General features: G+C 63.8%; 15 protein-coding genes. 12 read left to right on the top strand and 3 right to left on the bottom strand.

The features are described 5' to 3' along the window. Positions 1–150 precede the first annotated feature (150 nt). The 5 genes from dsbD to BJQ17_RS26235 all read left to right on the top strand — a co-directional run bounded on the left by dsbD (position 151) and on the right by BJQ17_RS26235 (position 5,728). On the top strand, positions 151–1,866 hold the full coding sequence (dsbD, locus tag BJQ17_RS26255; RefSeq protein ID WP_003254268.1) for a protein-disulfide reductase DsbD: 1,716 nt from the start codon (positions 151–153) through the stop codon (positions 1,864–1,866). Next, positions 1,866–2,702: a TlpA disulfide reductase family protein gene (locus BJQ17_RS26250; protein ID WP_004576409.1), complete on the top strand. Its 837-nt coding sequence runs from the start codon at positions 1,866–1,868 to the stop codon at positions 2,700–2,702. Before dsbD ends, BJQ17_RS26250 begins: the two co-directional genes overlap by 1 nt. Position 2,703: 1 nt before the next feature. Next, positions 2,704–3,462 (top strand): thiol:disulfide interchange protein DsbG, encoded by a 759-nt coding sequence (dsbG, locus tag BJQ17_RS26245; protein ID WP_003254270.1) that lies wholly within the window; start codon positions 2,704–2,706, stop codon positions 3,460–3,462. 827 nt (positions 3,463–4,289) lie between these two features. Beyond that, positions 4,290–5,027 (top strand): hypothetical protein, encoded by a 738-nt coding sequence (locus tag BJQ17_RS26240; RefSeq protein ID WP_060539009.1) that lies wholly within the window; start codon positions 4,290–4,292, stop codon positions 5,025–5,027. Further along, positions 5,027–5,728, top strand: a complete 702-nt coding sequence (locus BJQ17_RS26235) for an ATP-binding cassette domain-containing protein (protein ID WP_070096840.1) — start codon at positions 5,027–5,029, stop codon at positions 5,726–5,728. The genes BJQ17_RS26240 and BJQ17_RS26235 overlap by 1 nt, the downstream gene beginning before the upstream one ends. A 42-nt stretch (positions 5,729–5,770) precedes the next feature. On the opposite strand, the gene BJQ17_RS26230 is transcribed toward BJQ17_RS26235, so the two are convergent. Continuing rightward, the gene (locus tag BJQ17_RS26230; protein ID WP_070096839.1) at positions 5,771–18,724 is read right to left on the bottom strand and encodes a non-ribosomal peptide synthetase; all 12,954 of its coding nucleotides are present in this window, start codon (positions 18,722–18,724) and stop codon (positions 5,771–5,773) included. Positions 18,725–19,033: 309 nt separating this feature from the next. Between BJQ17_RS26230 and BJQ17_RS26225 the strand changes: the two genes are divergently transcribed. Beyond that, positions 19,034–19,564 carry an RNA polymerase factor sigma-70 gene (locus tag BJQ17_RS26225; RefSeq protein ID WP_003254275.1) on the top strand — a complete coding sequence of 177 codons (531 nt, stop codon included), beginning with the start codon at positions 19,034–19,036 and terminating at the stop codon, positions 19,562–19,564. Positions 19,565–19,604: 40 nt separating this feature from the next. Here the strand turns inward: BJQ17_RS26225 and BJQ17_RS26220 are convergent, their stop codons facing one another. Further along, complete coding sequence (locus tag BJQ17_RS26220) at positions 19,605–20,405, bottom strand: ABC transporter substrate-binding protein (RefSeq protein ID WP_003254276.1); 801 nt, start codon at positions 20,403–20,405, stop codon at positions 19,605–19,607. Between the two features lie 171 nt (positions 20,406–20,576). Between BJQ17_RS26220 and BJQ17_RS26215 the strand changes: the two genes are divergently transcribed. Both BJQ17_RS26215 and BJQ17_RS26210 read left to right on the top strand, forming a co-directional pair. Then, positions 20,577–21,128 (top strand): exonuclease domain-containing protein, encoded by a 552-nt coding sequence (locus BJQ17_RS26215; protein WP_003254277.1) that lies wholly within the window; start codon positions 20,577–20,579, stop codon positions 21,126–21,128. 74 nt (positions 21,129–21,202) lie between these two features. Then, the gene (locus BJQ17_RS26210) at positions 21,203–21,487 is read left to right on the top strand and encodes a pyrimidine/purine nucleoside phosphorylase (RefSeq protein WP_003254278.1); all 285 of its coding nucleotides are present in this window, start codon (positions 21,203–21,205) and stop codon (positions 21,485–21,487) included. Between the two features lie 114 nt (positions 21,488–21,601). Here the strand turns inward: BJQ17_RS26210 and BJQ17_RS26205 are convergent, their stop codons facing one another. Continuing rightward, entirely contained in the window at positions 21,602–22,294 is a 693-nt protein-coding gene (locus BJQ17_RS26205) for an alpha/beta family hydrolase (protein WP_060539006.1), read from the bottom strand. A 50-nt stretch (positions 22,295–22,344) separates the two neighbouring features. Here BJQ17_RS26205 and ccoN point away from each other — a divergent pair, with 50 nt between their 5' ends. From ccoN to ccoP, 4 genes are read left to right on the top strand one after another with little or no spacing between them, the layout of a single operon-like run. Further along, positions 22,345–23,769, top strand: coding sequence for a cytochrome-c oxidase, cbb3-type subunit I (ccoN, locus tag BJQ17_RS26200; protein WP_003254280.1), 1,425 nt, complete (start codon positions 22,345–22,347; stop codon positions 23,767–23,769). A gap of 13 nt (positions 23,770–23,782) precedes the next feature. Next, entirely contained in the window at positions 23,783–24,391 is a 609-nt protein-coding gene (ccoO, locus tag BJQ17_RS26195) for a cytochrome-c oxidase, cbb3-type subunit II (RefSeq protein WP_003254281.1), read from the top strand. Positions 24,392–24,396: 5 nt separating this feature from the next. Continuing rightward, positions 24,397–24,591: a cbb3-type cytochrome c oxidase subunit 3 gene (locus BJQ17_RS26190; RefSeq protein ID WP_003254282.1), complete on the top strand. Its 195-nt coding sequence runs from the start codon at positions 24,397–24,399 to the stop codon at positions 24,589–24,591. Then, on the top strand, positions 24,588–25,529 hold the full coding sequence (gene ccoP, locus BJQ17_RS26185; RefSeq protein ID WP_003254283.1) for a cytochrome-c oxidase, cbb3-type subunit III: 942 nt from the start codon (positions 24,588–24,590) through the stop codon (positions 25,527–25,529). The genes BJQ17_RS26190 and ccoP overlap by 4 nt, the downstream gene beginning before the upstream one ends. Positions 25,530–25,623 lie beyond the last annotated feature (94 nt).

The following is a 25,623-nucleotide window of genomic DNA, read 5'->3' as shown; positions in this document are numbered from 1 at the left end:
CCCCCTCGAAAATCCAACAACGAAGACCCTGCAAATCCAGAACCAAACTCTTACTACTCCTGACCACCCCAACCCCAACACCCGCGTTAACCTTCATTTAATCAACCCCAGCCAGCATGGCCCCATTCCCAGATCTGCCAAGGCGAAGACATGCGCGTTCTCCTGCTCTTCCTCACACTCCTACTGGCCGGCCCGTTGCAAGCCAACCCGTTCGATGTGAAACCAGACTTCCTGCCGGTTGACCAAGCCTTCGTGCTCACCCACGACCGCCAGGCCGACGGCCAGATGCGCCTGTACTTCCAGATCAAGCCGGGCTACTACCTGTACCAGAAGCGCCTGAAGTTCGATGGCCTGCCCACCGAGCAACACCCGCAACTGCCACCGGCACTCAACCATCACGACGAGTTCTTCGGCGACAGCGCGGTATACCGCGACGAGCTTGAACTGCTATTGCCTGCCAACGCCCAGGGTCAGTTGCGCCTGGGCTGGCAGGGCTGCGCCGACGCCGGCCTGTGCTACCCGCCGCAAACCACCTCGATCGACTTGGGTGGCAGCGTAACGCCGGCCGCCGAGCAAGCCAGCGACCAGGCCCTGGCCAGCGGCCTGCAACAAGGCCACCTGGCCTGGAGCCTGCTGGCGTTCTTCGGCCTTGGCCTGCTGCTGGCGTTTACCCCCTGCTCGTTGCCGATGCTGCCGATCCTGGCCGGGCTGGTGCTGGGCAATGGCGCCAGTGCCCGGCGCGGCTGGCTGCTGGCCGGGGTCTATGTGCTGAGCATGGCCCTGGTGTACGCCGGGCTGGGGGTGGTTGCTGCCCTGCTGGGTGCCAGCCTGCAAGCCTGGCTGCAGCAACCCTGGCTGCTGGGCAGCCTGGCGGGGCTGTTCGTGCTGCTGGCACTGCCGATGTTCGGCGCCTTCGAACTGCAACTGCCTGCCGCCCTGCGCGACCGCCTGGACCGCGCCGGGCAAGGTACCCGTGGCGGCAACCTGTATGGCGCGGCATTGCTCGGGGCGTTGTCCGGCCTGTTACTCGGCCCGTGCATGACTGCGCCGTTGGCCGGTGCGCTGCTGTACATCGCGCAGAGCGGCGACGTGCTGCAAGGCGCGCTGGTGCTGTTCAGCCTCGGCCTGGGCATGGGCGTGCCGCTGCTGTTGCTGGTAACCCTGGGCAACCGTTATCTGCCGCGCCCGGGTGCGTGGATGAACCGGGTCAAGGGTGTGTTCGGTTTCGTGTTCCTGGCCATGGCGCTGTACACCGTGCGCAGCCTGCTGCCTGCGACCTTGCTGCTGGCACTGAGCGGCGCCTGGCTGATCGCCCTGGCCTGGGCTGCCTGGCCGGCCCTGCAACGGCTGCCGGCGTTGCGTGCAGTACCGTTGCTCGGCGCGCTGTGGGGCGGCCTGTTGCTGGTCGGTGCGGCAGCAGGCGGCGACGACCTCTGGCAGCCACTAAGCCCGTTCGCCGGTGGCGTCGCCGCGACAGCCCCAAGCCAACACGCCGAAGACCGCTTCGTCACCGTCAGCCGCCCCGAAGACCTGCAACGTGAGCTGGATGCGGCCAAAGCCCGCGGCCAGTGGGTGATGCTCGACTACTATGCCGACTGGTGTGTGTCGTGCAAGGTCATGGAAAAGCAGGTGTTCGCCCGCAGCGACGTGCAAGCCGGACTGGCCGGTGTACACCTGCTGCGCCTGGACGTGACCGCCGACAGCCCTGCCAGCAAGGCCCTGCTGCAGCGCTATCAGGTACCCGGCCCGCCCAGCATTATCTGGATCGGCCCGGAAGGCGAAGAACGCCGCGCGCGACGCATCACCGGTGAGGTGGACGCAGCCGCGTTCCAGCAACACTGGGTCCAGACCAGGAGTCAAGGCTGATGCTGACCGTAACACTCGGGCCACTGACCATGGCCCTCAACCACCTGCTGATGCTCACCGCCCTGGTGATCGCCAGCGTGGTCGGCTGGTGGGTCGCCCGACGTGGCGGCGAGAGCCCGGAATCGGCGCTGTTCAACCTGTTCCTGATCGGCCTGCTGTGTGCCCGCGCCGGCTTCGTGCTGGCCTACTGGCCGATGTACCGGGACGACCCGCTGCAAATCATCGACATTCGCGATGGCGGCTTCCTGTTCTGGTCGGGCCTTGCCGGCATCGTGCTCGGAGCCCTGTGGCAGGGCTGGCGCCACCCCGGCCTGCGCCGCCCGCTAGGCTGGGCGCTGTTCAGCGGCGCACTGTTCTGGGGCCTGGCCAGCCTCGGCGGCCACCTGTACAGCAAAGGCACCGAACTGCCCGAACTGAGCCTGCGCAACGCCGGCGGCCAGGCCGTGGCATTGCACAGCTACCGCGGCAAGCCGCTGGTCATCAACATCTGGGCCACCTGGTGCCCGCCGTGTCGGCGTGAGATGCCAGTGCTGCAACAGGCACAAAGCGATTACCCGCACGTGACCTTCCTGTTCGTCAACCAGGGCGAAACCCCGGAAAACGTCAGCACCTTCCTCGCCACCACCGGCCTGAGCCTGACCCACGTGCTGTTCGACGGCACCGGCCTGCTGGCCCAGCGCGTCGGCTCCATGGCCTTGCCCACCACCCTGTTCTACGACGCCAACGGGCGGCTGGTTGGCAGCCACCTGGGCGAGCTGTCCCGGGCCAGCCTGCGCCACGCCCTGGAACCTTTCGACCGGGCCCTTGCGCCCGCCCCTGCCGCACAAGGAAACTGACATGCGATTGACTGCACTGCTGCCCCTGTCCCTGGCCCTGCTGGCCGCCCCTGCCCTGCAGGCCGAAGAACTGCCCAAGGCGGTTCAGCAACTGCAAGCCAAGGGCGCCGTGATCAAGGGCAGCTTCGATGCGCCCAACGGCCTGCGTGGTTATGCCGCCGAGTACCAGAACAACGCCCTGGCCCTGTACCTGACCCCCGACGGCAAGCACGTGCTGGTCGGCAGCCTGTTCGACGAACAGGGCAAGGACCTGAGCGCCGAGCCGCTGCAAAAGCTGGTCTACGCGCCGATGAGCAAGGAAATCTGGGCGAAAATGGAAAAGACCGCGTGGATCGCCGACGGCAAGGCCGACGCGCCGCGCAAGGTGTACCTGTTCAGCGACCCGAACTGCCCGTACTGCAACATGTTCTGGGAACAGGCGCGGCCCTGGGTGGAGTCGGGCAAGGTGCAGTTGCGCCATATCATGGTCGGCATCATCCGCGAGGACAGCCCGGGCAAGTCAGCGGCACTGCTGGCGGCGAAAGACCCGTCCAAGGCACTGCAACAGCATGAGAAGGCCGGCAAGGCCAGCACCCTGAAGGCGCTGGAACAGGTGCCAGAGGCTGTGCAACAGAAACTGGCGGCGAACATGGCGTTGATGGAAGAGATGGGATTGCAGGCGACCCCAGCCATTTTCTATCAGGATGAGCAAGGCAACCTGCAAAGCCAGCAAGGGGCACCACGGCCGGAGATGCTGGGGAAGATTCTGGGCAAGCGCTAGTGCATGTGGTGGGGCACAGATCGAGCGCCACGAAGCAGGTGACGCGGGGCATGGCACCGGCTACGCCGGTGTTCGCGAGTGAACCCGCTCCTACGGGGCGCGCGCTAACGGCTGGATTTTGCGCCAGGCATGTGATCGCAAGGCCTGCGCGGTCGGGCGTAGGAGCGGGTTTACCCGCGAAAGGGCCGGACCTGCTGGCCAATTTCCACCAGCCGTTCACCGTTGCCGCCGCCACTGTATTCGCGGGTAAACCCGCTCCTACGCTGATCGGGGGTGGAGACACATTGGTGATTGGACGCAGGCCGTTCTTTCGCAAGCAGTAAATCTCCCGGCCCGGCAAATCTACCCCGCGCAGATTTCAATCTGCCACTCAACAAATCTAGCAACAATTATTCGGCACCCCCTGTCGTTAAACATCGTCTGCTTGCTTCCCTTACTCAAATCCCACACACACGCACAACAAAGAACACTCGGGCGCTCACAACAGAGCGTTCGAGCATCAAAAACAGAAACTTCTTACACAATTAGAAGAAAAAATAAGTCCCAAAAAACATTATCAGGTTTAAGTAAGACCCTTCTGAAGAATTTTCCCACAAAAATAGCTTTAAACCGAACACTCCAATATCACGCCCAGCCACGCCATCCCCACCGAAAGCTTGACTTGAAACAACCGAACGCCTAAACCTCCATACCCGTACATTTCAGACCACACCAAAAACCAGGAGACACTCATGAAAAATCAATATGGCATTAGCCTCATGGCATTGGCTTCGACACTCACTGCGAAATCAAACAACACGCAACCATGACACCAAAATGGTCTACTCATGAACCCAAACCACTGTATCCGCAGCGCAAAAAAAATCACGACAATCACAAAAATCTTGACCACTGAGCACTTGAGGGAGCCCACATCGCTTCTTTGGTCAGCGCTGGCCCCTTGCATACTCTTCATCATCACCCAGCCAACGCATGCAGCCTCGACCTATACCGCTTCAGCCGCCTGGTTCTACTCATACATCTCTGCCACCCTCGCGTTCTTTGGATTCAGCTTCTACCTCATCGGCAGGAGGGAAAGTGGCTTCACGCGGTCCTTCATCTACCAACATAGCGCAATCAAGCTATTCCTGACCGCCCACACACTCAGTTATTTTTTATTGAGCTCGCTTTACGCCACACTATTCTACCTCTTGACCAAACCCTTACGAGGTCACTACTCACTTCCTGAATACCTCTATCTGATGGCATGCTTCTACACCAGCTACCTCATGTTCACCTGTATCGGCCTGGGGATCGCTGCGCTGCCGATAAAATTCAGCACAGCCAGCACACTTTTCTCACTCATGTCATTTCTCATGCTGGTCTCCGGATACACCGGTGCCACGCTGGGGCACGATGCTTCGCATACGCTAACGCTGATCAACCCGCTCTTTCTAAGCGCGCAGATCTTCCATGGCGAAATGCCCCTTCTCAACAGTTTCCTGACTGCACTTTCGGCCTCTGCAGCCTCGACATATCTGACCGGAAGGTATTTCAGAATCCAACCCATATGGAGCCGATACTGATGGACATTTTAACTATAAACAACCTTCACTTCGGATACAGCGGAAACCCGCTGCTGAAGGACATTGAACTCACTATAAAAGCGGGGGAACTGGTCGGTATTCTGGGCAACAACGGGGCCGGAAAGACAACCCTTTTCGACCTCATCTGTAAAATAAAGAAGCCGACAAAGGGTGCTATTTCCAATTTATCCAGGCGTCAGGCCTATTTGACGCAAATCCTTACACCGCCCCCATTGCTCCGCATGAACGAAGCGGGCAAGCTTATCACCAGCCTGACCCCCAACGTTTCCCCAGATCACACAGAGATTCTCTCGAAACTAGCCAAATGGTCCCCGTCACTGTCCAAGCGATATGCAGAAATTGCCAAGAAAAAAGCCGCCAATTGCAGCTACGGTGAAATTCGCAGCTACTTCACGCTGACCTTGTTGCTTTTAAACAGTGACTTGATCATTCTTGACGAGCCAACGGCTGGCGTAGACCCTGAATTTCGACACTATATATGGCTCGGTATAAAAAGCGCGTGCGCGGAAGGTGCGAGCGTGCTGATAGCTTCTCATTACACAGAGGAAATCACGAAAAACTGCCAGCGCTTTTATATGCTCGCAAACAAGCGACTGGAAGCGTTTGACAGTGGTGGACAGTTCATGGAACGCCACCATGCCAAATCGCTGGATGAAGCCTTTATCAATGCTTCGGTCTAGGTACCGTGGCCATTGAGAGGGGGCGCCAAGCGCCCCTGCCCATCACAGCCCCTCCAGTTCCGCCATCAGGTCACTGAGCCGGTCGACCTTGTCATCATCCAGCGCACTGACCTGCAGCCCCTGTACATACTCGGCCAACGCCTCCACCGTGCTGCACTCGAACATCGCCCGCAGCGGCACGTTCAGCTGTAGCTGCTTCTGCACCCGCGAAGCGATCTGCGTGGCCAGCAGCGAATGCCCGCCCAGCTCGAAGAAGTTGTCGTGCACCCCCACCCGCTCGGCTTTGAGCACATCGGCCCAGATGCCCGCCAACAGGTCCTCCAATTCGTTGCGTGGCGCCTGATAGGCCTGACTGTATTGGCCGCCGATGTCGATGGCTGGCAGGGCCTTGCGGTCGAGCTTGCCGTTGGCGTTGTGCGGCAAGCTGTCGAACCAGCCCCAATGCAACGGCACCATGTACTCCGGCAACTCGGCACGCAGTCGTTGCTTGACCTGCTCCAGCAACGCGGCATCGGCACTGACGCCCTGGTGCGCCACCAGGTAGCCAACCAGATGCTTGCCGTTCACGCCCTCCTGCACCGCCACAGCGGCATCGCGAATTTCCGCCTGCTCATGCAGCCGGGCCTCGATTTCGCCCAGTTCGATGCGATAGCCGCGAATCTTCACCTGGTGGTCGATGCGCCCGACATATTCCAGCACGCCGTCCGGGCGTTGCCGCGCCAGGTCACCGGAACGGTACAGGCGCTCTCCCGGTGCCCCGTAAGGGTGAGGAATGAACGCCAGTGCCGTGCGCACCGGGTCACCGACGTAGCCACGGCCTACACCCGTACCCGCCACGCACAGTTCGCCCACCGCCCCCAGCGGCACCAGCGCCTGGTCCTCGCCGAACAGGTACAGGCGGTTGTTGTCGGTTGGCGTACCGATGGGCAGGTAGCTGCCTTGGGTCGAGGCGGCATCGACGCGGAAGAACGCCACGTCATCCGAGCACTCCGCCGGGCCATAGGCATTGACCAGGCCGATTTGCGGGTAGCGCTGCAGCCACTGCGCCGCCAGCTCCGGTGGCATGGCCTCGCCGGTCGGCAGCATCCAGCGCAGGCCGTCGAGGGCCTGGTGGTCGCTGGCCAGCATGCCCTGAATCAGGGACGGCACGCTCTCCAGCACGGTAATGCCGGTGGCCTGCACGTGCGCCAGCAGGCCATGCGGGTCGTGGGCGATGGCGTTAGGCACGATCTCTACCTGAGCGCCGAACAGCGGCGCAGCCAGGAACTGCCAGACCGAGATGTCGAAGCTTTGCGAGGCGGTCTGGGCAATCACGTCCTGCTCGCTCAGCGCCAGGTACGGCACCTTGCTGAGCTGGTTGTTGAGCATGCCGCGCTGCTCGACCATCACCCCTTTCGGCAGCCCGGTCGAGCCTGAGGTGTAGATCACATAGGCGAGGTTGTCCGGGCCACTGTGGATACCGGGATTGTGGCTTGCGATCGGGTTGGCCTGGACGTCTTCCCAGACCAGCAGTTGCGGCCGCAGCGCAGCCTCCAGCTCACCGAGCAACTGCCGCCCCTGCTCGGCGCAGGCCGCGCTGCACACCAACACTGGCGTGCGGCTGAGCTGGATGATGCTTTGCAGGCGCGCCGCCGGCAGGCCCGGGTCCAGCGGCAGGTAGCCGGCGCCGGCCTTGAAGCTGCCGACAATCATGCCCAGCAGCGGCAACCCACGCTCGGCAAGCAGTGCCACTGGCTGGTCCACGCAGACGCCGGCAGCCACCAGCGCATGGCCCAGGCGGTTGGCCGCCAGGTTCAGCCCGGCGTAATCATAGGATGCCTCCAGGCAGCGGGCCACGGTACGCTGTGGATGCGCCACGACCTGCGCTTCGAACTGCGCGATGTAGCTCTGTTCCAGCGGATAAACCCGCTCGGTCCGGTTGCAGTCCTCCAGCAGGAAGCCTTGCTCCTGGGCGCTCAGCAGCGCTAGCTCGCTCACCTCCCCTTCAAAACCTTGTACCAGCGCCAGCAGCAGGCGCTTGAACTCGGCCAGCAGGCGCTCGACGGTCGGGTAATCGAAGTAACGCTGGTCAAACGACAGGTGCAGGCCCAGGTCATCACCCGGGTAACACACCGCCGTCAGCGGGAAGTTGGTGTGGGTACGGCCCGAGTCGGAGCTGGCGTTCAGGTGCTGGGCGTGATCGAGCACGGCGGTTTCAACCGGCGCATTCTCGAACACGAACAGGCTGTCGAACAGCGGCTGGCCCTTGGGCAGCTCGCTGCACGCCTGGATCGCCACCAGCGGCAGGTATTCGTACTCGCGCAGCTCCATGTTGCTTTGCAGCAGGCCTTGCAGCCACTGGCGCACACTGCAGCGCTCACCCGCCGCGGGCAACTGCACGCGCAGGGCCACGCTGTTGATGAACAGGCCGACGGTGCGCTGCATCTGCGGCATGCTCACCGGGCGCCCGGCCACGGTTACGCCAAAGGCCACGTCGCGGTCGCCGCTGTAGCGCGACAGCACCAGGGCCCAGGCCGCCTGGGCGAAAGTATTGACGGTGAGCTGATGGGCCTGGGCCAGTTCGCGCAGACGCACGCCATCATTCACCTCAAGGCGGGTATAACAATCGCCGACGACCATGCCGCTACCGGCGTGGTCATGGCGCAGCGGGCGGTCGCTCGGGATGGCTGTGGCACGTTCGAAGCCGGCCAGGTTGGCCTGCCACCAGGCACGTGCTTCGTCCAGGCCCTGGCGTTGCAGCCAACCGATGTAATCGCGGTAACGCGGTGGCACCGGCAGTTGGGCCTGACGGCCTTCGCCAAGGGCCTGGTAGACCTCGAAGAAATCGTTCATCAACAGCGAGCGGCACCAGGCATCGATAAGGATGTGGTGGTTGCTCATCATGAACCAGTAGCGTTCATCGGCCACGCGCACCAGGCGCAGGTGGAACGGTGCCTCGCTGAGCAAGGCAAAGCCGGCCTCGCGCTCCTGCTTGTGCAGGGCCTGCAGGCGCTGCTCCTGGGCATCGTCGGCCAGGCCGCGCCAGTCCTGGTAGTCCACCGCCAGGTTGCCCGGCTTGTGGATGATCTGCAGCATCGCCTCGCCGCTGTTCCAGCTGAACGAGGCGCGCAACGCTTCGTGGCGCGCCACCACGGCCTGCCAGGCCTGGGCGAAACGCTCGGGGTCGAGGGCGCTGTTGATGCGGTAGCGGTCCTGCATGTAGTACAGGCCAGTGCCCGGCTCCAGCAGGGTGTGCAGCAGCATGCCTTCCTGCATCGGCGTCAGCGGGTAAACGTCCTCGATCTGCGCGGCCGGGACCGGCAATGCGTCGATCTGCTCCTGAGTCAGGTGCGCCAGCGGGAAGTCCGATGGGGTGAAGCTGCCATTGCCATCGGCCAGGCAATGCGCGACCAGCGCCAGCAGCTCCTGACGATAGGCCTCAGCCAGACCCGCGATGGTCTGCTGGTCGTAGCGCTCGGCGCTGAAGGTCCAGCGCAGTTGCAGAGCACCGCCATACACCTGGCCATCGACGCTCAACCAGTTGGGCAACGGCGCATCGAGGTCATGTGCTAACCCGGCCGGGGCTTCCAGGGGCTGGAACAAGGCCGCACTGTCGAACTGCTGGTCGAACTGGCCCAGGTAGTTGAAGGTGATGCGCGCCTGCGGCAAAGCCGCCATCTGCTCGCGCCCGGCGGCATCCGCCAGGTAGCGCAGTACGCCGTAGCCCAGGCCCTTGTGCGGTACATGGCGCAGTTGTTCCTTGATGCGCTTGATCGAGCCGGCCCGCGCCGCGTCGTCTTCACCTGGCAGCGGACGCAGGCTCAGTGGGTAGGCATTGGTGAACCAGCCGACGCTGCGGGTCAGGTCCATGTCTTCGAACAACCCGTCACGGCCATGGCCTTCGAGCTGCACCAGCACTTCTTCATCGCCGCTCCAGCGGCACAAGGCCCGCGCCAGTGCAGTCAACAGCAGGTCGTTGACCTGGGTGTGGTAAGCCGCCGGGGCCAGTTGCAACAGCTGCCGGGTTTGCTCCACGTCCAGGCCGATGGCCAGGGTTTGAGCGTGGCGATGCAAATTGCCGCCCTGCGGATGGTCGCACGGCAATTCGCGACGCACACCGCCCAGCTGGCCTTGCCACCAGGCCAGTTCGTCACGCAGCGAATCGCTGCCGGCGTAGCTGGCCAGGCGCGCGGCCCAGTCGCCGACGGCGTGGGTCTTGGCCGGCAGAGGCTGGCCACGGTACAGCGCCTGCAGGTCTTCCAGCAGCACCCGCCAGGACACGCCATCAACCACCAGGTGATGAATCGCCAGCAGCAACCGCTGAGAGCCCTGCCCGTCACGCACCAGCAAGGCGCGCAGCAGCGGCCCCTGTTGCAGGTCCAGGCTGCGCTGCACGTCATTGTAGAGTGCCTGACAATCATTGAAATCGGCGACAGTGGCGCTCCACAGCAGTTGCTCGGCGCCAGGCTGCACGTACTGAGCCTGCCAGCGGCCCTGGGCGCCGCTGAAGCGCAGGCGCAGGCTGTCATGGTGCTGCACCAGCGCAGCCAATGCCTGTCCAAGGGTGGCCTCAACCAAGGGTTGGCGCACCTCCAGCAGCACGGCCTGGTTCCAGTGTTGCGGCTGTGGCACGTCACTGTCGAAGAACCAGTGCTGGATCGGCATCAGCCCGGCCTGGCCCTGGCGCAGGCCTTGCTCGACGGTGCTCGCGGCTTCGCTGAGCTGAACCACAGTTGCCAGGGTCTGGATGGTCTGATGCTGGAACAGGTCGCGTGGGGTGAATTGCAAGCCGGCCTGCCGGGCGCGGCTGACCACCTGAATCGACAGGATCGAGTCGCCCCCCAGCTCGAAGAAGTTGTCCTGCACGCCGACCCGGGCAACGTTGAGCACATCGCGCCAGATCTGCGCCAACTGTGCTTCCACCTCATTGCCAGGAGCCTGGTATTGCTGCCGCGCCTGCTCAAGGTCCGGCAGCGGCAGCGCACGGCGGTCGAGCTTGCCGTTGCCCATCAGCGGCAGGCTATCGAGCAGCACCAGGTGCGCAGGCACCATGTAGTCGGGCAGGTGCTGGCGGGCATCGGCTTTCACCGCTTCGCGCAGCAGTTGTTGCACGTCGTTAACGGCGGTGGCCTGCCTGCACACCAGATAGCCCACCAGTTGCTTGCCGCCCGGCAAGTCCAGCGCCAGCACGACGGCCTCGTCGACATCCTCGTGCGCTTGCAGGCGGCTCTCGATTTCGCCCAGTTCGATGCGGAAGCCGCGGATCTTCACCTGCTGATCAGCACGGCCGACATACTCCACCAGGCCATCGGTACCCAGGCGTACCAGGTCGCCGGTACGGTACAGGCGCCCGCCTTCGGCACTGAACGGGTCGGCGACAAAGCGCTCGGCAGTGAGGCCTGGCCGGTCGTGGTAACCCTGGGCCAGGCCGGCACCGCCGACGTACAGTTCGCCAATACCGCCTTGCGGCAACAAGGCCAGATCCTCGTCGAGGATGTAGGCCGTACGGCTACCGATGACGCGGCCGATCGGTACGCTGCCAAGGTCTGCTGGCAAGGCCTCTGGGGCCAGGCACGCCAGCGGCATGACCACGGTTTCGGTCGGGCCGTAGGCATTGAAGCACTGCTGCGGCGCAAAGGCCTGGCGAATACGCTGCAGGTGCTCGCCGGTCAGCGCCTCGCCCCCGGTAATCACCAGGCGTACCGGCAATTGTTCGCCCCGCCCGCCCAGGTACTGCGCCAGCTGGCTGCCGTAGCTGGGGGTAAAGCCCAGAATGCTCACCTGCTGCTCGCGCACCAACTGGCAGATGTCCTCGGCGCCCCACTGCCCCTGGGCGCGCAATACCACGCGCGCACCACACAACAGCGGCACCCACAGGCGCTCGCTGGCAGCGTCGAAGTTGATGGAATAGAAGTGCAGCTCGCAGTCATCGCTGCGCATGCCGAATGCAGCGATCACCGCCTGGCAGTGCATGGCGAACTCGCCATGGCTGACCACCACGCCCTTGGGTTTGCCGGTAGAGCCTGAGGTGTAGATCAGGTAAGCCTGGTGCTGCGGCAGGCTGAGGTTGTCCAGCGGCGCATCGCTGTACGCCGCCAGGCTGGCGGCATCATCTTCCAGGCTCCAGCTGGCCACGCCTTCAGGCAACTCGCCCAGGGTGTGCAGTAGCGCACGCTGGCTGAGCAGCAAGCCGATGCGGCTGTCTTCGATCATGTAGCGCAGGCGGTCGAGCGGGTACTCGGGGTCGAGCGGTACATAGGCGCCGCCGGCCTTGAGGATGGCCAGCAGGCCGACGACCATTTCCAGCGAGCGCTCCAGCGCCAGGCCCACCCGCACCTGCGGGCCGACACCCCGTTCGCGCAGGGCACGCGCCAGGCGGTTGGCCTGCTGGTCGAGCTCGGCGTAGGTCAAGTGCTGGCCGGCGAAGGTCAACGCGCCAGCCTGTGGCGTGCGCGCGGCCTGGGCGGCGAACAGACCGTGGAGGGTCTGGCCAAGGTCGAAATCGTGTTCGCCCTGCAATTGGCCTGTAAGCACTTGTTGCTCGGCACTGCTCAGCATTGGCAGTTCGCACAGGCGGTGTTGCGGGTTGTCGAGCAAACCGACCAGCAGTTGTTGCCAGTGCTCGGCCATGCGCGCGATACGCGGCGCGTCGAACAGGTCGCGGCTGTAGGTCAGGCAGCAGCCCAGCCGGCCGTCCAGGTCGGTCACCTCCAGGTACAGGTCGAACTTGGTGGCGCTGGCATCGTTGACCAGGTAGTCCACCTGCATGCCGGCCAGCGTGCGGCTTTGCTGGAAGGCCCAGCGCTGCACGTTGCACATCACCTGGAACAGCGGGTTGTAGGCACTGCTGCGTGGGGGCTGCAGGGCCTCTACCAGTTGGTCGAACGGCAGGTCCTGGTGCGACTGGCCTTCGATGGCAGCCTGGCGAATCTGCTCCAGCAGCGCGCTGGCGGTCATCTGGCCGTCCAGCTCGCAGCGCAGCACCTGGGTGTTGAGGAAAGCGCCGATCAGGCCTTCGCTTTCCGGGCGGATGCGGTTGGCCACCGGCGCGCCGATACGCAGGTCGCACTGGCCACTGTAACGGTGCAGCAAGGCGGCCAGGGTGGCGGTCATGGTCATGAACAGGGTCAGGCCGCGCTGGCAATTGAAAGCATGCACGCGGGCCACCAGTGCCGGATCGAGTTCGAAGCGGTACAGCTCGCCACGGTGGCTCTGGACTGCCGGACGCGGGCGGTCGGCAGGCAACGCCAGCACCGGGTGCTCGTCGCCCAGGCGGTGCTTCCAGTAGGCCAGTTGACGAGCACCCTCGCCGCTTTCCAGCCATTGCCGTTGCCACACGCTGTAGTCCAGGTACTGCACCGGCAGCGGCGCCAGTGGCGACTCGCGGTCATCGACAAAGGCTTCGTACAGCTCGCCCAGCTCGCGGGCGAAGATGTCCATGGCCCAGCCTTCGGTGACGATGTGGTGCAGCGTCAGCACGAAGAAGTGCTCGCGCTCGTTGGCCTTGACCAGGCAGGCGCGCAGCAGCGGCCCCCGCTCCAGGTCGAAGGGCTGGTGCGCCTGGTCGTCGGCCAGTTGTTGCAAACGTTGCTGGCAGGCATCGTCTGACAAAGCGCTGAAGTCTTGCCAGTCCAGATGCAGGCCGCTGTCTTCGGCCACGCACTGGTACGGCACCCCGTCGATGCTGGGGAACGTGGTGCGCAAGGTTTCGTGGCGCACGATCAGCGCCTGCAGCGCACGCTCGAAGGCGTCCACGTGCAGGGTGCCACGCAGGCGTGCCATGCCGCCGACGTTGTACGCCGGGCTGTCCGGCTCCATCTGCCAGAGGAACCACATTCGCTGCTGCGAGTACGACAGCGGCACCGCCTGACGGCGGTCGACACGGGTGATTGCACCCTGCAGATTGCGCTCGCCGGCCGCGCGCAGGCGGGCGATTTCGGCACAGAAGGCGCCCAGCTCGCTGGCTTCGAACAGGGCCTTGAGCGGCAGCTCGACATCGCAGGCCTGGCGGGTGCGCGAAACGATCTGGGTAGCCAGCAGCGAGTGGCCACCGAGGGCGAAGAAGTCGTCCTGCAGGCCAATGCGCGGCAGATTCAACACGTCGCGCCAGATGGCCGCGACCTGTTGTTGCAGCTCGGTTCGTGGCTCGACATGCTCACGCTGCTGCCACACTGGAGCAGGCAGTGCCTTGCGGTCGACCTTGCCGCTGGGGCCCAGTAGCATCTGTGCCAAAGGGATGAGTTGCGCCGGCACCATGTAGGCTGGCAATTGCTCAGCCAGTACGGCCAGCACCTCGGCAGGCTGGGCGCTGCCACTGTAATAGCCGACCAGTTGCGCGCCAACGACGTCCTTGTGTATCAGCACCAGCGCCTGTTCCACACCCGCCTGTGCCAGCAGGCAGGCCTGCACTTCCTCGGGCTCGACGCGGAAACCACGCACCTTTACCTGCTGGTCGAGGCGGCCAAGGTATTCCAGTGCCTCCAGCTGAACCTGCCAGCGGGCGCGATCGCCACTGCGGTACAGACGCTGACCGTTGCCGTCGGCCTGGGGTACGAAGCGCTCGGCAGTGAGGCCGGGGCGGCCCAGGTAACCACGGGCCAGGCCCGCGCCACCGAGGTACAGCTCGCCCGGCACACCGGGGGCGCTCAGTTCCAGCTCATCGTCCAGCACGCGGCACAGCACATTGCCCAGCGGGCGGCCGATGGGCGAGCGCTCGCCGTCCGCCACCTGGCAGTGCCAGTGGGTGACGTTGATGGCGGTTTCGGTCGGGCCGTACCGGTTGTGCAGCTGCACCTGCGGCAGCACCTGCAGCAAGCGGTCACGCAGCGCGGCGGACAACGCTTCACCACCCGAGAACACCCGGCGCAAGCTACTGCAGGCACCTGCCTGCGGCTCCTGGACGAACACCTGCAACAGCGGCGGTACAAAGTGCAGCGTAGTCACCCCATAAGCCTGCACCAGGGCAGCGATACGCTGTGGGTCGCGGTGTTCACCGGGGCCGGCGAGCACCAGCTTGCAGCCGGTGACCAACGGCCAGAAGCATTCCCACACCGAGACGTCGAAACTGATCGGCGCCTTCTGCATCAGCACGTCGCTGTCATTTAGCGCATAGGTCGTCTGCATCCACTGCAGGCGCTCGGCCAGCGCCGCATGGGTATTGCCTACGCCCTTGGGCTGCCCGGTGGAGCCGGAGGTATAGATAACGTAGGCCAGGTTGTCGCCGTGCAGGTGCAGGCCGGGGGCATGGCTGGGCCAGCTGTCCAGGTGCAACTGGTCGAGGGCAATGGCGCTGACACCGTCGACCTGCGGCAGCTTGCCCAGCAGGCTGCTGTGGCTCAATAGCAAACGGGCGTCGCAGTCGGCCAGCATGTAGGCCAGGCGTTCGGCAGGGTAATCGACATCCAGCGGCACGTAGGCACCGCCAGCCTTGAGAATGGCTAGCAGGCCGACCAGCAATTGCGGTGAGCGCTCGATGGCAATGGCCACACAGGTATCGGGGCCGACGCCTTTGTCGCGCAAGTAGTGGGCCAGGCGGTTGGCTTGCTGGTGCAGCCCGGCGTAATCCAGGCTGCCCCCGTCCCAAACCAGAGCGGTGCGTTGCGGCGTCAGGCGTGCCTGCTCATTGAGTTGTTCGACCAACAGGTGCTGCGCTGCGGCGGCCGGTGCCTGGCCCCAACCCAGCAGCTGCGCACGGCCGGGCTCATCCAGCAGTTGCACGTCGCCCAGCGCCTGCTGCGGCGCGGCACACACCTGTTCCAGCAACGCCAGCAGGTGATGGGCCAGACGTTCGACGGTGCTGGCTTCGAACAGCTCCGCGGCATAGTCGAAGGCCAGGCTCAGGCGGCCCAGATGGTCCTCCTCACTGTGCAACTGCAAGTCGAACTTGGCTTCGCGGCTGTGCCACGCCAGCTCTTCGGCCAACAGCCCTGGCAGGCGCCGCAGGGCTGACAGGTCGCGTTGCTGGTGGTTGAACATGACCTGGAACAGGCCCTGCTCGCGCGCATCGGGCAGGGCTTCGACAAGCTGTTCGAAGGGCAGGTCCTGATTAGCCTGGGCTTGCAAGGTGGCCTGACGTACCTGGGTCAGCAACTGGGTAAACGAGTGACGGCCATCGAATCGCGCGCGCAGCACCTGCGTATTGATGAAGAAACCGACCATGCCTTGGGTTTCCAGGCGCGGGCGGTTGGCGTTGGGCACGCCGACGCGGATATCGGCCTGGCCGCTGTAGCGCTGCAGCAGCGCCTGCCAACCGGCCAGCAGGACCATGAACAGGCTGGCCTGCTGCTGGTGGGCAAGGCCCTTGAGCGCTTCGCCAAGCTTGGCTGGCACCTTGAGGCTGAAGCGCGCGGCGCTGTGTTCGCGCTGGCTGGCGCGCGGGTGGTCAGTGCACAGGTCGAGCGCCGGCAGCTCACCACCAAGGTGTGCCTTCCAGTACTGCAACTGGCGCTCGGCTTCACCGTCAGCCAGCCATTGCCGCTGCCAGCTGCCGTAGTCGGCGTAACCCAGGGGCAGCGGCGCCAGGTTGGCCTCCAGGCCTTGGCAGCGAGCGGCATACAGCTTGGCGAATTCTTCGAGCAGGATGTTCAGCGACCAGCCGTCAGCAACGATGTGGTGCAGGGTCACCCACAGCTGATGCTCTTCGTCGCCCAGGCGCACCAGGGTTACCCGCAGCAGCGGGCCCTGGGTGAGGTCGAACGGCTGGCGGGCCTCGGTTTCACGCTGCGCGGCAACCTGCTCGGGCGAGTGCCCTTCAAGGTCCAGGCGGTGCAGGCTGAACGGCTGTTGAGGCAGGATACGCTGCAGCGCCTGGCCATTCTCTTCGCTGAACACGGTACGCAGCGATTCATGGCGCGCCACCAGTGCCTGGAAGGCCACGTGCAGAGCGTTGACATCCAGCTCGCCACGCAGGTGCAAGCCGGCGGGAATGTTGTAGGCCGCTGATTGCGGTTCCAGCTGCCACAGCAGCCACAAGCGTTTTTGCGCCAGCGACTGGGGCAATGCCTGGGCGCGCGCCAGCGTGGTGATGGCTGCGGTGCCAGCGGCGCCATCGGCGATGATCTGTGCCACGGCCTTGCTGTAGTCGGCCAGTACCGGCGCCTCGAACAGGGTACGCAGGCTCAGGTCGATACCCAGCTCATCGGCCAGGCGCGCTGTGGCCTGGGTGGCGGCGATGGAGTTACCGCCCAGCAGCAGGAAGTGGTCGTCCGCGGCCACCGCCTCTACCTTGAGGATGTCGCGCCACACAGCGGCGATGCGTGCTTGCAGCTCGTCGCCAGCGGTTGCACGGGTACCGGCTGCGCTCACCTCAGGGAAACGGGCATAGCAGTCCAGGCTGCCATCGTCCATGCGCAGCCGGCAGGCAGAGCGCTGCAACTTGCCGCTGGAGGTCTTCGGCAGCGCGCCGGGGTTCAGCAGCAGGACCACGGCCGGGGCCTGTCGGCAGGCGTCGGCGACGACCTGGCGCAGGGTCTTGATCAGGTCCTGGGGCTTGAGTGCCTTTTGCACGTTGCGGCTGATCTCCACCGCGACACCGATGCCCTCCTCGCCTTGGTGCTCGACGGCGAACACTGCCACACGGCCTTTGCGCAGCACCTGGACTTCACGCTCGAGGGCTTTTTCCAAGTCCTGCGGGTACAGGTTCTGTCCGCGCACGATCAGCATGTCTTTCAGGCGCCCGGTAACGAACACCTCGCCCTCACGCATGAAACCCAGGTCGCCGGTACGCAGCCAGGTCTGGCCGTCCATTTCGACGAACGTACGGGCGCTGGCTTCAGGGTTGCGCCAGTAACCCAGCGCGATGCTCGGACCACCGGCCCAGATTTCGCCGATCTGGTTGTCGCCCAGCACCTGCAAGTGCTGCGGCTCGACAATGTGTACCGCATGCCCGGGCTGCGGGTAGCCACAGCTCATCAGCACGCTGCCTTTGCCTGGCTCGGCGCGGTTGCCAGCGAAGGCTTCGGCGTCCAGCTCCAGTGCAGCGATGCCCTGGCCACGACGGCTGCCGCTGACGAACAGGGTGGCTTCGGCCAGGCCATAACTGGCAAAGAAGCTCTGTGGGTCGAAGCCGCAGGCCTGGAACTTGTCGGCAAAGGTGGCCAGGCTGTCCTGGCGGATCGGCTCGGAGCCGGAATAGGCGACGCGCCAGCGGCTCAGGTCGAGCCCGGCCAGCGAAGCCTCGCTGACCCGCTCGCTGCACAGGCGATAAGCGAAGTCGGGGCCACCGCTGATGGTGCCACCGTATTCGCTGATGGCCTGCAACCAGCGCAACGGCCGGGCCAGGAAGTACCCCGGCGACATCAGCACGCAAGGCACGCCACTGAAGATTGGCTGCAGCAGGCCGCCGATCAGGCCCATGTCATGGTACAGCGGTAGCCAGCTGACGATCACATCGTCGGGGTTGAGGTCGATGCCAAAGCCTTGGCGGATCAGTTGCTCGTTGGCCACCAGGTTGCCATGGCTGACCTGCACCCCCTTGGGCAGCGCGGTGGAGCCGGAGGTGTACTGCAGGAAGGCGATGTCATCGCGTTGGAGCTCGGGCGCGTGCCAGCTCGAGGCCAGCAACGGGTCCAGGCCATCCACGGCAAGCAGCTCGGGCGCGTTATCTGCCGCCAGTGCCTCCAGGCCGTTCAGGTTGTCGTGCAGTGCCGCCATGGTCAGCAGCAGGCGCGGCTCGGCATCGGCGATGATCGACAGCAAACGCGCCTGGTGATGCTGCCGCGCGGACTCCGGCGGGTAAGCCGGCACTGCGATCACGCCCGCATACAGGCAGCCAAAAAACGCCGCCACGTAGTCTGGCCCGCTAGGGAACAGCAACACGGCACGGTCACCGAAGCTGGCGCGCGCCTGCAAGGCAGCGGCGATGGTGCGTGCACGCTGGTCGAGGTCCCGGTAGCTGAGCACGGCCTGCTCGCCGGGGGTGTCGGCGAGAAAGCGCAGGGCAATCCTGTCCGGGGTCTGCGCGGCGCGTTGCGCCAGGGCCTGGACCAGCGAGAGCGGGAGTTCGAAGGCGTCCGTCATGGGGTGTTCCTGCCAGTGTCTGTTAGGGCGTGCCGGCTACGCCGCGAACATGGGCGGGCAGCGAGCGGCGACCGGGGATGTACACAGGGGAACGGATGGACGGGGGCAGAAATTAGCGGGGGTGAGGGTTTTGCGCTGCGTCAAGGTTGGGGGCATACCTTGAGGTATGCCTCCCTTAGAACAGAAACACCCAATAATAATTTAGTTTCGCATTTGACAATCATTATCATTCTGAATAGCTTGTCGCACGTCGTAGGAAGCGACCCACCCTTGGGTGCCTCCTTTCCCCTCTGTGACAAGGTGATTTCCATGGCGGAACAACTATCCACAAGTAAGTGCGATTCACCATTACTGCAGGCCTTCGTCGACAACCGCAGCATCCTGGTCAAGATTGCTGCCCGCATCACTGGCTGCCGCTCCCGCGCCGAGGATGTGGTGCAAGACGCCTTCTTCCGGCTCGGCGCTGCCCCGCAGATCACTTCGTCGTTCAAGGCGCAGCTAAGCTACCTGTTCCAGATCGTGCGCAACCTTGCGATCGACCACTACCGCAAGCAGACGATGGAGCTGAAGTACTCCGGCAGCGAGGAGGAAGGCCTGAATGTGGTTATCCAGAACGCCTCGCCCGAAGCCACCCATATCAACCTTGCCGCGCTGGACGACATTGCCGAAGCGCTGAACGAGCTGCCGCAACGTACCCGCTATGCGTTCGAGATGTACCGCCTGCATGGGGTACCGCAAAAGGACATTGCCAAGGAACTGGGGGTGTCGCCGACTTTGGTCAACTTCATGATCCGCGATGCACTGGTGCATTGCCGCAAGACCGCCAACCGGCAGGTCTGAGTCATTCTTCGAGAACATTGGCGAGGCCGTCGGGCGGGAATCAAGGCCTGCGCGTGCTGACTGTGATGCGGTAGGGCTCGAAAATCCGCGCCAGTTCACCGCTGTCACGCAGGCCACGCAGCAGCGCAGCGAACGTCTGCTCGCCGATAGGCGCCCCCGGGCGCAGCAAGGCGTAGTGGTGATAGACCTGGTCAATGCGTTGCGAAGGCACCAGCTGCGCCCTGCTCGCCGGGTTGCGTGCCAGGAAATCGCTGAGGTAGGAACGCGTGACCAGGGCGATATCGGCGCGGCCGGCCTGCACCATCAGCAGGTTGCTGTCGTGGGAATAGGTCAGGGTCGCGTTGTATGTCTTGCGCAGGTAATCCGGGTCAGCGTTGAAGCTGGCGAACGCGTAGTGGTAGCCGTTGAACAAGGCCAGGCGTTTGCCACGCAGGTCGTCGAAGTAACGCGGATCACTGCCGTTTTCCTTGCGGGCGACGAACACTTCGGCATCTTCCAGGCCCATGTCCACGGTCTGATGGGCAATCTGCTCCCAGCCCCATTGTGGGTTCTCGAAAATGGCCATGTCGGTGCGGCCCTGCTGGAAGTCACCGAAGCGCCGCTGGATAGACGTAGGTACCAGAACGAAGTGATAGTGCTGCTGCGCCCGGTTGAGTGCATCGACCAACTGCGGCAGCAAACCGGTATCGGCACCTTGCTCGGGGCGCACTGTGTAAGGCGGGAAATGGGCTGCGCCAATCTTCACTTCAACCGCTTCGCCAGCCCATACCGGTGCCGCCAACCAGAACACGGCCAGCAGCATCAGGGTGGACAAGGCCTTGAGGCCGGGCGCTGGAGTCAAGACGGACACTCATCACGGTTTATGCCTGTATGCGCTTAAGCTAGGCGTTTTCCAGGGGCGGCACAACTACTGGCGTCTGCTCTTTGTGCCAAAGCAGGCGGCAAAATGCCATAGGATGCCGTATGCCCGTACATTGGCTACGCTCTAGCAGGATCTGCATGGGAGCCTGGTATGGGCCATTGGTTGGTGATCGACCTGGAAGCCACCACCGACGATGGTGGGTGGCCGGTCACAGAGATGGAAATCATTGAAATCGGCGCAAGCCTGGTGACCCGCGAAGGCCGCGAGGTCGACCATTTCCAGCGTTTTGTAAAGCCACGGCGGCGGCCGCAGCTGACCCCGTTCTGCCGTGAGCTGACCCACATCAGCCAGGCCGACGTGGACAACGCCGCGCCGTTTCGCGAGGTGTGGGCAAGCTTCGAGCGCTGGCTGGGGCACCACCGCGGGCAGCTTCAGGCCTGGGTCAGCTGGGGCGACTACGACCGCCAGCAATTGCACCAGGAGTGGCAGCAGCACGGCCTCGACAGCCTGCTGCGCACATTGCCGCACATCAATCTCAAGCAACGCTTTGCCAAGGCCCGCCACCTGCAGCGCCCCACCGGCCTGAACGGCGCCCTGCAACTGGCCGGCATGCACTTTTGCGGGCAACAGCACAGAGCCCTGGAAGATGCGCGCAACACGGCGCGGCTATTACCGCTGACCCTGCCCGCCCACAGCCCCTGAAAGCAGATGACGACGCCTGTGGCCTTGGGCATACTGGCCAGCCCTTTTTCAGCACCTCTTTTCAGGAGTCGCCCATGTTCCAGGTCAACGAGTACTTCAACGGCACCGTCAAGTCGATCGCATTCTCGGGCGAAGAAGGCCCGGCCACTGTCGGCGTCATGGCTCCGGGCGAATACGAATTCGGCACTGCCAAGCGTGAGATCATGCATGTGGTATCGGGCGCGCTGACCGTGAAACTGCCGGGTAGCGACAACTGGGAAACCTTCAACGCCGGTGACAAGTTCAACGTGCCGGCTGACAGCAAGTTCCAGCTGCAGGTGAAGGTGGATACCGCTTACCTGTGCGAATACCGCGACTAAGCGCCGGCCTGTTCCGGCCTCTTCGCGGGTAAACCCGCTCCTACAGGGTGCTGAGCCGACCTTCGATGGTGTGCGGTCCTTGTAGGTGCGGGTTTACCCGCGAAGAATCCAGCACTAATCCTTCAGGAAATCAGCAACACGTTCAGCCGCCGCCTGCAAATGCTGCTCATGGCTGAACCCCGAAGCCTTCAACGGCTTCAGGTCATGGTCCCCCGCCACTAGCCAGCTCACCTCGATCGCCGGCGACAACGCATACCCCGCCACCGCCTCGCGGTTACCCAGCGCATCCCGCTCGCCCTGCACGATCAACGTCGGTGTTTTCAACTCGGCCAGGTGCTCTACCCGTGGCTTCTCGGGTTTACCCACCGCGTAGAACGGATAGCCCAGACACACCAGCGCATCCGCGCCCAATTCGTCGGCCAGCAGGCTCGCCATGCGCCCGCCCATGGACTTGCCACCCACGGCCAGCTTGCCCGCGACCAAAGGTCGCACTTGCCGGTACACCTCGCGCCAGCATTCAAGCAACACCTTCTTCGGGTTCGGCGGCCGCTTGCCACCGGTAACCCTGCGCTCGGCCATGTACGGGAACTCGAAGCGCACTACCGCTACCCCAAGAGCCGCAAGCCTTTGCGCCATTTCGTCCATGAACCCGCTGTCCATCGGCGCACCCGCGCCATGGGCCAGAATCAGGCACCCCTTGTAGTCATCCTGACCTGCAACCCGCGGAGGATCGCAGCGCAAGCCTGGGACATTTGCGACCTTCGCCCATTGATCCCCGTCAATACCGGCACTTTGCCCATTAATCATGCTTGCCTCGCTGTAAAGCCTGCCAAATAACCGTGGATGGGAACCCATACATGAACACAACCAGCAGTACCGCCTATAACTACAAGGTGGTCCGCCAATTCGCCATCATGACGGTGGTGTGGGGAATCGTCGGGATGGGGCTCGGCGTCTTCATCGCCGCCCAGCTCGCCTGGCCGTCCCTCAACTTCGACCTCCCCTGGACCAGTTTCGGCCGCCTGCGCCCCCTGCATACCAATGCGGTGATCTTCGCGTTCGGCGGCTGCGCACTGTTCGCCACCTCCTATTATTCGGTGCAACGCACCTGCCAGACCACCCTGTTCGCACCGGGCCTGGCCGCGTTTACGTTCTGGGGCTGGCAACTGGTTATCCTGCTGGCGGCCATCAGCCTGCCGCTGGGCTACACCAGCTCCAAGGAATACGCCGAACTGGAATGGCCGATCGACATTCTGATCACCATCGTCTGGGTGGGCTACGCCATCGTGTTCTTTGGCACGCTGATGAAGCGCAACACCAAACACATCTACGTCGGCAACTGGTTCTTCGGCGCCTTCATCCTGACCGTGGCGCTGCTGCACATCGTCAACAACCTGGAGCTGCCGGTCAGCCTGACCAAATCCTATTCGGTCTACGCAGGCGCCACCGATGCCATGGTGCAGTGGTGGTACGGCCATAACGCGGTGGGCTTCTTCCTGACCGCAGGCTTCCTGGGGATGATGTACTACTACGTGCCCAAGCAGGCCGAACGGCCGGTGTATTCGTATCGCTTGTCGATCGTGCACTTCTGGGCGCTGATCACCCTGTACATCTGGGCCGGCCCGCACCACCTGCACTACACCGCCCTGCCCGATTGGGCGCAGTCGCTGGGCATGGTGATGTCGCTGATCCTGCTGGCGCCAAGCTGGGGCGGCATGATCAACGGCATGATGACCCTGTCGGGCGCCTGGCACAAACTGCGCAGCGACCCGATCCTGCGCTTCCTGGTGGTGTCGCTGGCGTTCTACGGCATGTCCACCTTCGAAGGGCCAATGATGGCCATCAAGACGGTCAACGCCCTGTCTCACTACACCGACTGGACCATCGGCCACGTCCACGCCGGCGCCCTCGGCTGGGTAGCGATGATCTCGATCGGCGCGCTGTACCACACCATTCCCAAAGTGTTCGGCAAAGAACGCATGTACAGCCTCGGCCTGATCAATGCGCACTTCTGGCTGGCCACCATTGGTACCGTACTGTACATCGCCTCGATGTGGGTCAACGGCATCGCCCAGGGCCTGATGTGGCGCGCGGTCAACAGCGACGGCACGCTCACCTACTCGTTCGTGGAAACCTTGGTGGCCAGCCACCCAGGCTTCGTCGTGCGCTTCGTCGGCGGCGCGATCTTCCTCAGCGGCATGTTCCTGATGGCCTGGAACACCTGGCGCACCGTGCGTTCGCCAGCGCTTGACGTCGCCCCTGCGAACGCCCAGTTGGCTTGAGGAGAAACGCCTGATGAAACATGAAGTCATCGAGAAAAACGTCGGCCTGATGGCCCTGCTGATGGTATTTGCCGTCAGCATCGGCGGCCTGACCCAGATCGTCCCGCTGTTCTTCCAGGACGTCACCAACAAACCGGTCGAAGGCATGAAGCCCTATACCGCGCTGCAACTGGAAGGCCGCGATGTCTACATCCGCGAAGGTTGCGTGGGCTGCCACTCGCAGATGATCCGCCCGTTCCGTGCCGAAACCGAGCGGTACGGCCACTACTCGGTGGCCGGTGAAAGCGTGTGGGACCACCCGTTCCTGTGGGGCTCCAAGCGCACCGGGCCGGACTTGGCCCGGGTCGGTGGCCGCTACTCGGACGACTGGCACCGTGCGCACCTGTACAACCCGCGCAACGTGGTACCGGAGTCGAAGATGCCGTCCTACCCGTGGCTGGTTGCCCAGCAGGTCGACAACAGCCACACCGACGTCAAGATGCGCACCCTGCGCACCCTGGGCGTGCCGTACACCGACGACGACATTGCCGGCGCCCGTGAAGCGGTCAAAGGCAAGACCGAGATGGACGCACTGGTCGCCTACCTGCAGGTGCTCGGCACCGCGATCAAGAACAAGAGGTGAGTGCGATGGAAATGGACATCGGCATGATCCGCGGTGTGGGCACCCTGGTGGTGATGATTGCCTTTATCGGCCTCACCCTGTGGGTCTTCAACCGCCGCCGCGACCGTGATTTCGCCGAAGCGCGCCTGCTGCCCTTCGTCGACGACCGCCTGCCCCCTGCCGGGCAGGAGCCTGCTGCAAAAAGGAGTAACGGGCAATGACCACCTTCTGGAGTACGTACATCAGCGTACTGACCATCGGTAGCCTGATTGGCCTGACCTGGCTACTGCTCGCCACGCGCAAGGGCCAGAGCAACAACACCACCGACGAAACCATGGGCCACAGCTTCGACGGCATCGAGGAGTACGACAACCCGCTGCCCAAGTGGTGGTTCTGGCTGTTCGTGGGCACCTTGGCGTTCTCGGTCGGCTACCTGATCCTCTACCCGGGCCTGGGCAACTGGAAAGGCATCCTGCCGGGCTATGAAAATGGCTGGACTGGCGCCAACGAATGGCAGAAGGAAATGGACAAGGCCGATGCCAGGTTCGGTCCGATCTTCGCCAAATACGCCGCCATGCCCGTAGAAGAAGTGGCGAAGGACCCGCAGGCGCTGAAAATGGGCAGCCGCCTGTTCGCCTCCAACTGCTCGGTGTGCCACGGTTCCGACGCCAAGGGCGCCTTCGGCTTCCCCAACCTCACCGACAATGACTGGCGCTGGGGCGGCGATCCGGAAACCATCAAGACCACCATCATGAGCGGTCGCCATGGCGTGATGCCGGCCTGGGCCGAAGTGATCGGTGACCAGGGCGTGGCCGACGTGGCTGCGTTCGTGGTCAGCAAACTCGACGGCCGCACACTGCCTGAGGGGGCGAAGGCCAATGTGGAGAACGGGCAGAAGATCTTCGCAGCCAACTGCGTGGCCTGCCACGGGCCGGAAGGTAAAGGTACGCCTGCCATGGGCGCACCGAACCTGACCCACCCGCAGGCGTTCATCTATGGCTCGAGCTTTGCCCAGCTGCAGCAGACCATTCGTTATGGTCGCCAGGGGCAAATGCCGGCGCAGGCCGAGATCCAAGGGAATGACAAGGTGCACCTGCTGGCGGCTTACGTGTATAGCCTGTCGCAGGGTGGTTCGGCTGAGACCGTGACGGCCAAGTGAGTTCGCCGAAAGGGATTTGCCAAGTGAGTCCGCCGAAAGGCATTTGCCAAGTGAGTCCGCCGAAAGGCATTTGCCGCCTGTGAGATCGAGCGCC

It is taken from the genome of Pseudomonas sp. NBRC 111139, from assembly GCF_001753955.1.
GTDB lineage: Bacteria > Pseudomonadota > Gammaproteobacteria > Pseudomonadales > Pseudomonadaceae > Aquipseudomonas > Aquipseudomonas alloputida.
Note: the sequence above shows the minus strand (reverse complement) of the source record. Positions and strands in the feature narration are given on the sequence as shown.

Excerpts from the sequence above, each read along its gene's own strand:
- dsbD (WP_003254268.1), top strand. The coding sequence starts at position 151 with ATGCGCGTTCTCCTGCTCTTCCTCACACTCCTACTGGCCGGCCCGTTG.
- BJQ17_RS26250 (WP_004576409.1), top strand. The coding sequence starts at position 1,866 with ATGCTGACCGTAACACTCGGGCCACTGACCATGGCCCTCAACCACCTG.
- dsbG (WP_003254270.1), top strand. The coding sequence starts at position 2,704 with ATGCGATTGACTGCACTGCTGCCCCTGTCCCTGGCCCTGCTGGCCGCC.
- BJQ17_RS26240 (WP_060539009.1), top strand. The coding sequence starts at position 4,290 with ATGAACCCAAACCACTGTATCCGCAGCGCAAAAAAAATCACGACAATC.
- BJQ17_RS26235 (WP_070096840.1), top strand. The coding sequence starts at position 5,027 with ATGGACATTTTAACTATAAACAACCTTCACTTCGGATACAGCGGAAAC.
- BJQ17_RS26230 (WP_070096839.1), bottom strand. The coding sequence starts at position 18,724 with ATGACGGACGCCTTCGAACTCCCGCTCTCGCTGGTCCAGGCCCTGGCG.
- BJQ17_RS26225 (WP_003254275.1), top strand. The coding sequence starts at position 19,034 with ATGGCGGAACAACTATCCACAAGTAAGTGCGATTCACCATTACTGCAG.
- BJQ17_RS26215 (WP_003254277.1), top strand. The coding sequence starts at position 20,577 with ATGGGCCATTGGTTGGTGATCGACCTGGAAGCCACCACCGACGATGGT.
- BJQ17_RS26210 (WP_003254278.1), top strand. The coding sequence starts at position 21,203 with ATGTTCCAGGTCAACGAGTACTTCAACGGCACCGTCAAGTCGATCGCA.
- BJQ17_RS26205 (WP_060539006.1), bottom strand. The coding sequence starts at position 22,294 with ATGATTAATGGGCAAAGTGCCGGTATTGACGGGGATCAATGGGCGAAG.
- ccoN (WP_003254280.1), top strand. The coding sequence starts at position 22,345 with ATGAACACAACCAGCAGTACCGCCTATAACTACAAGGTGGTCCGCCAA.
- ccoO (WP_003254281.1), top strand. The coding sequence starts at position 23,783 with ATGAAACATGAAGTCATCGAGAAAAACGTCGGCCTGATGGCCCTGCTG.
- BJQ17_RS26190 (WP_003254282.1), top strand. The coding sequence starts at position 24,397 with ATGGAAATGGACATCGGCATGATCCGCGGTGTGGGCACCCTGGTGGTG.
- ccoP (WP_003254283.1), top strand. The coding sequence starts at position 24,588 with ATGACCACCTTCTGGAGTACGTACATCAGCGTACTGACCATCGGTAGC.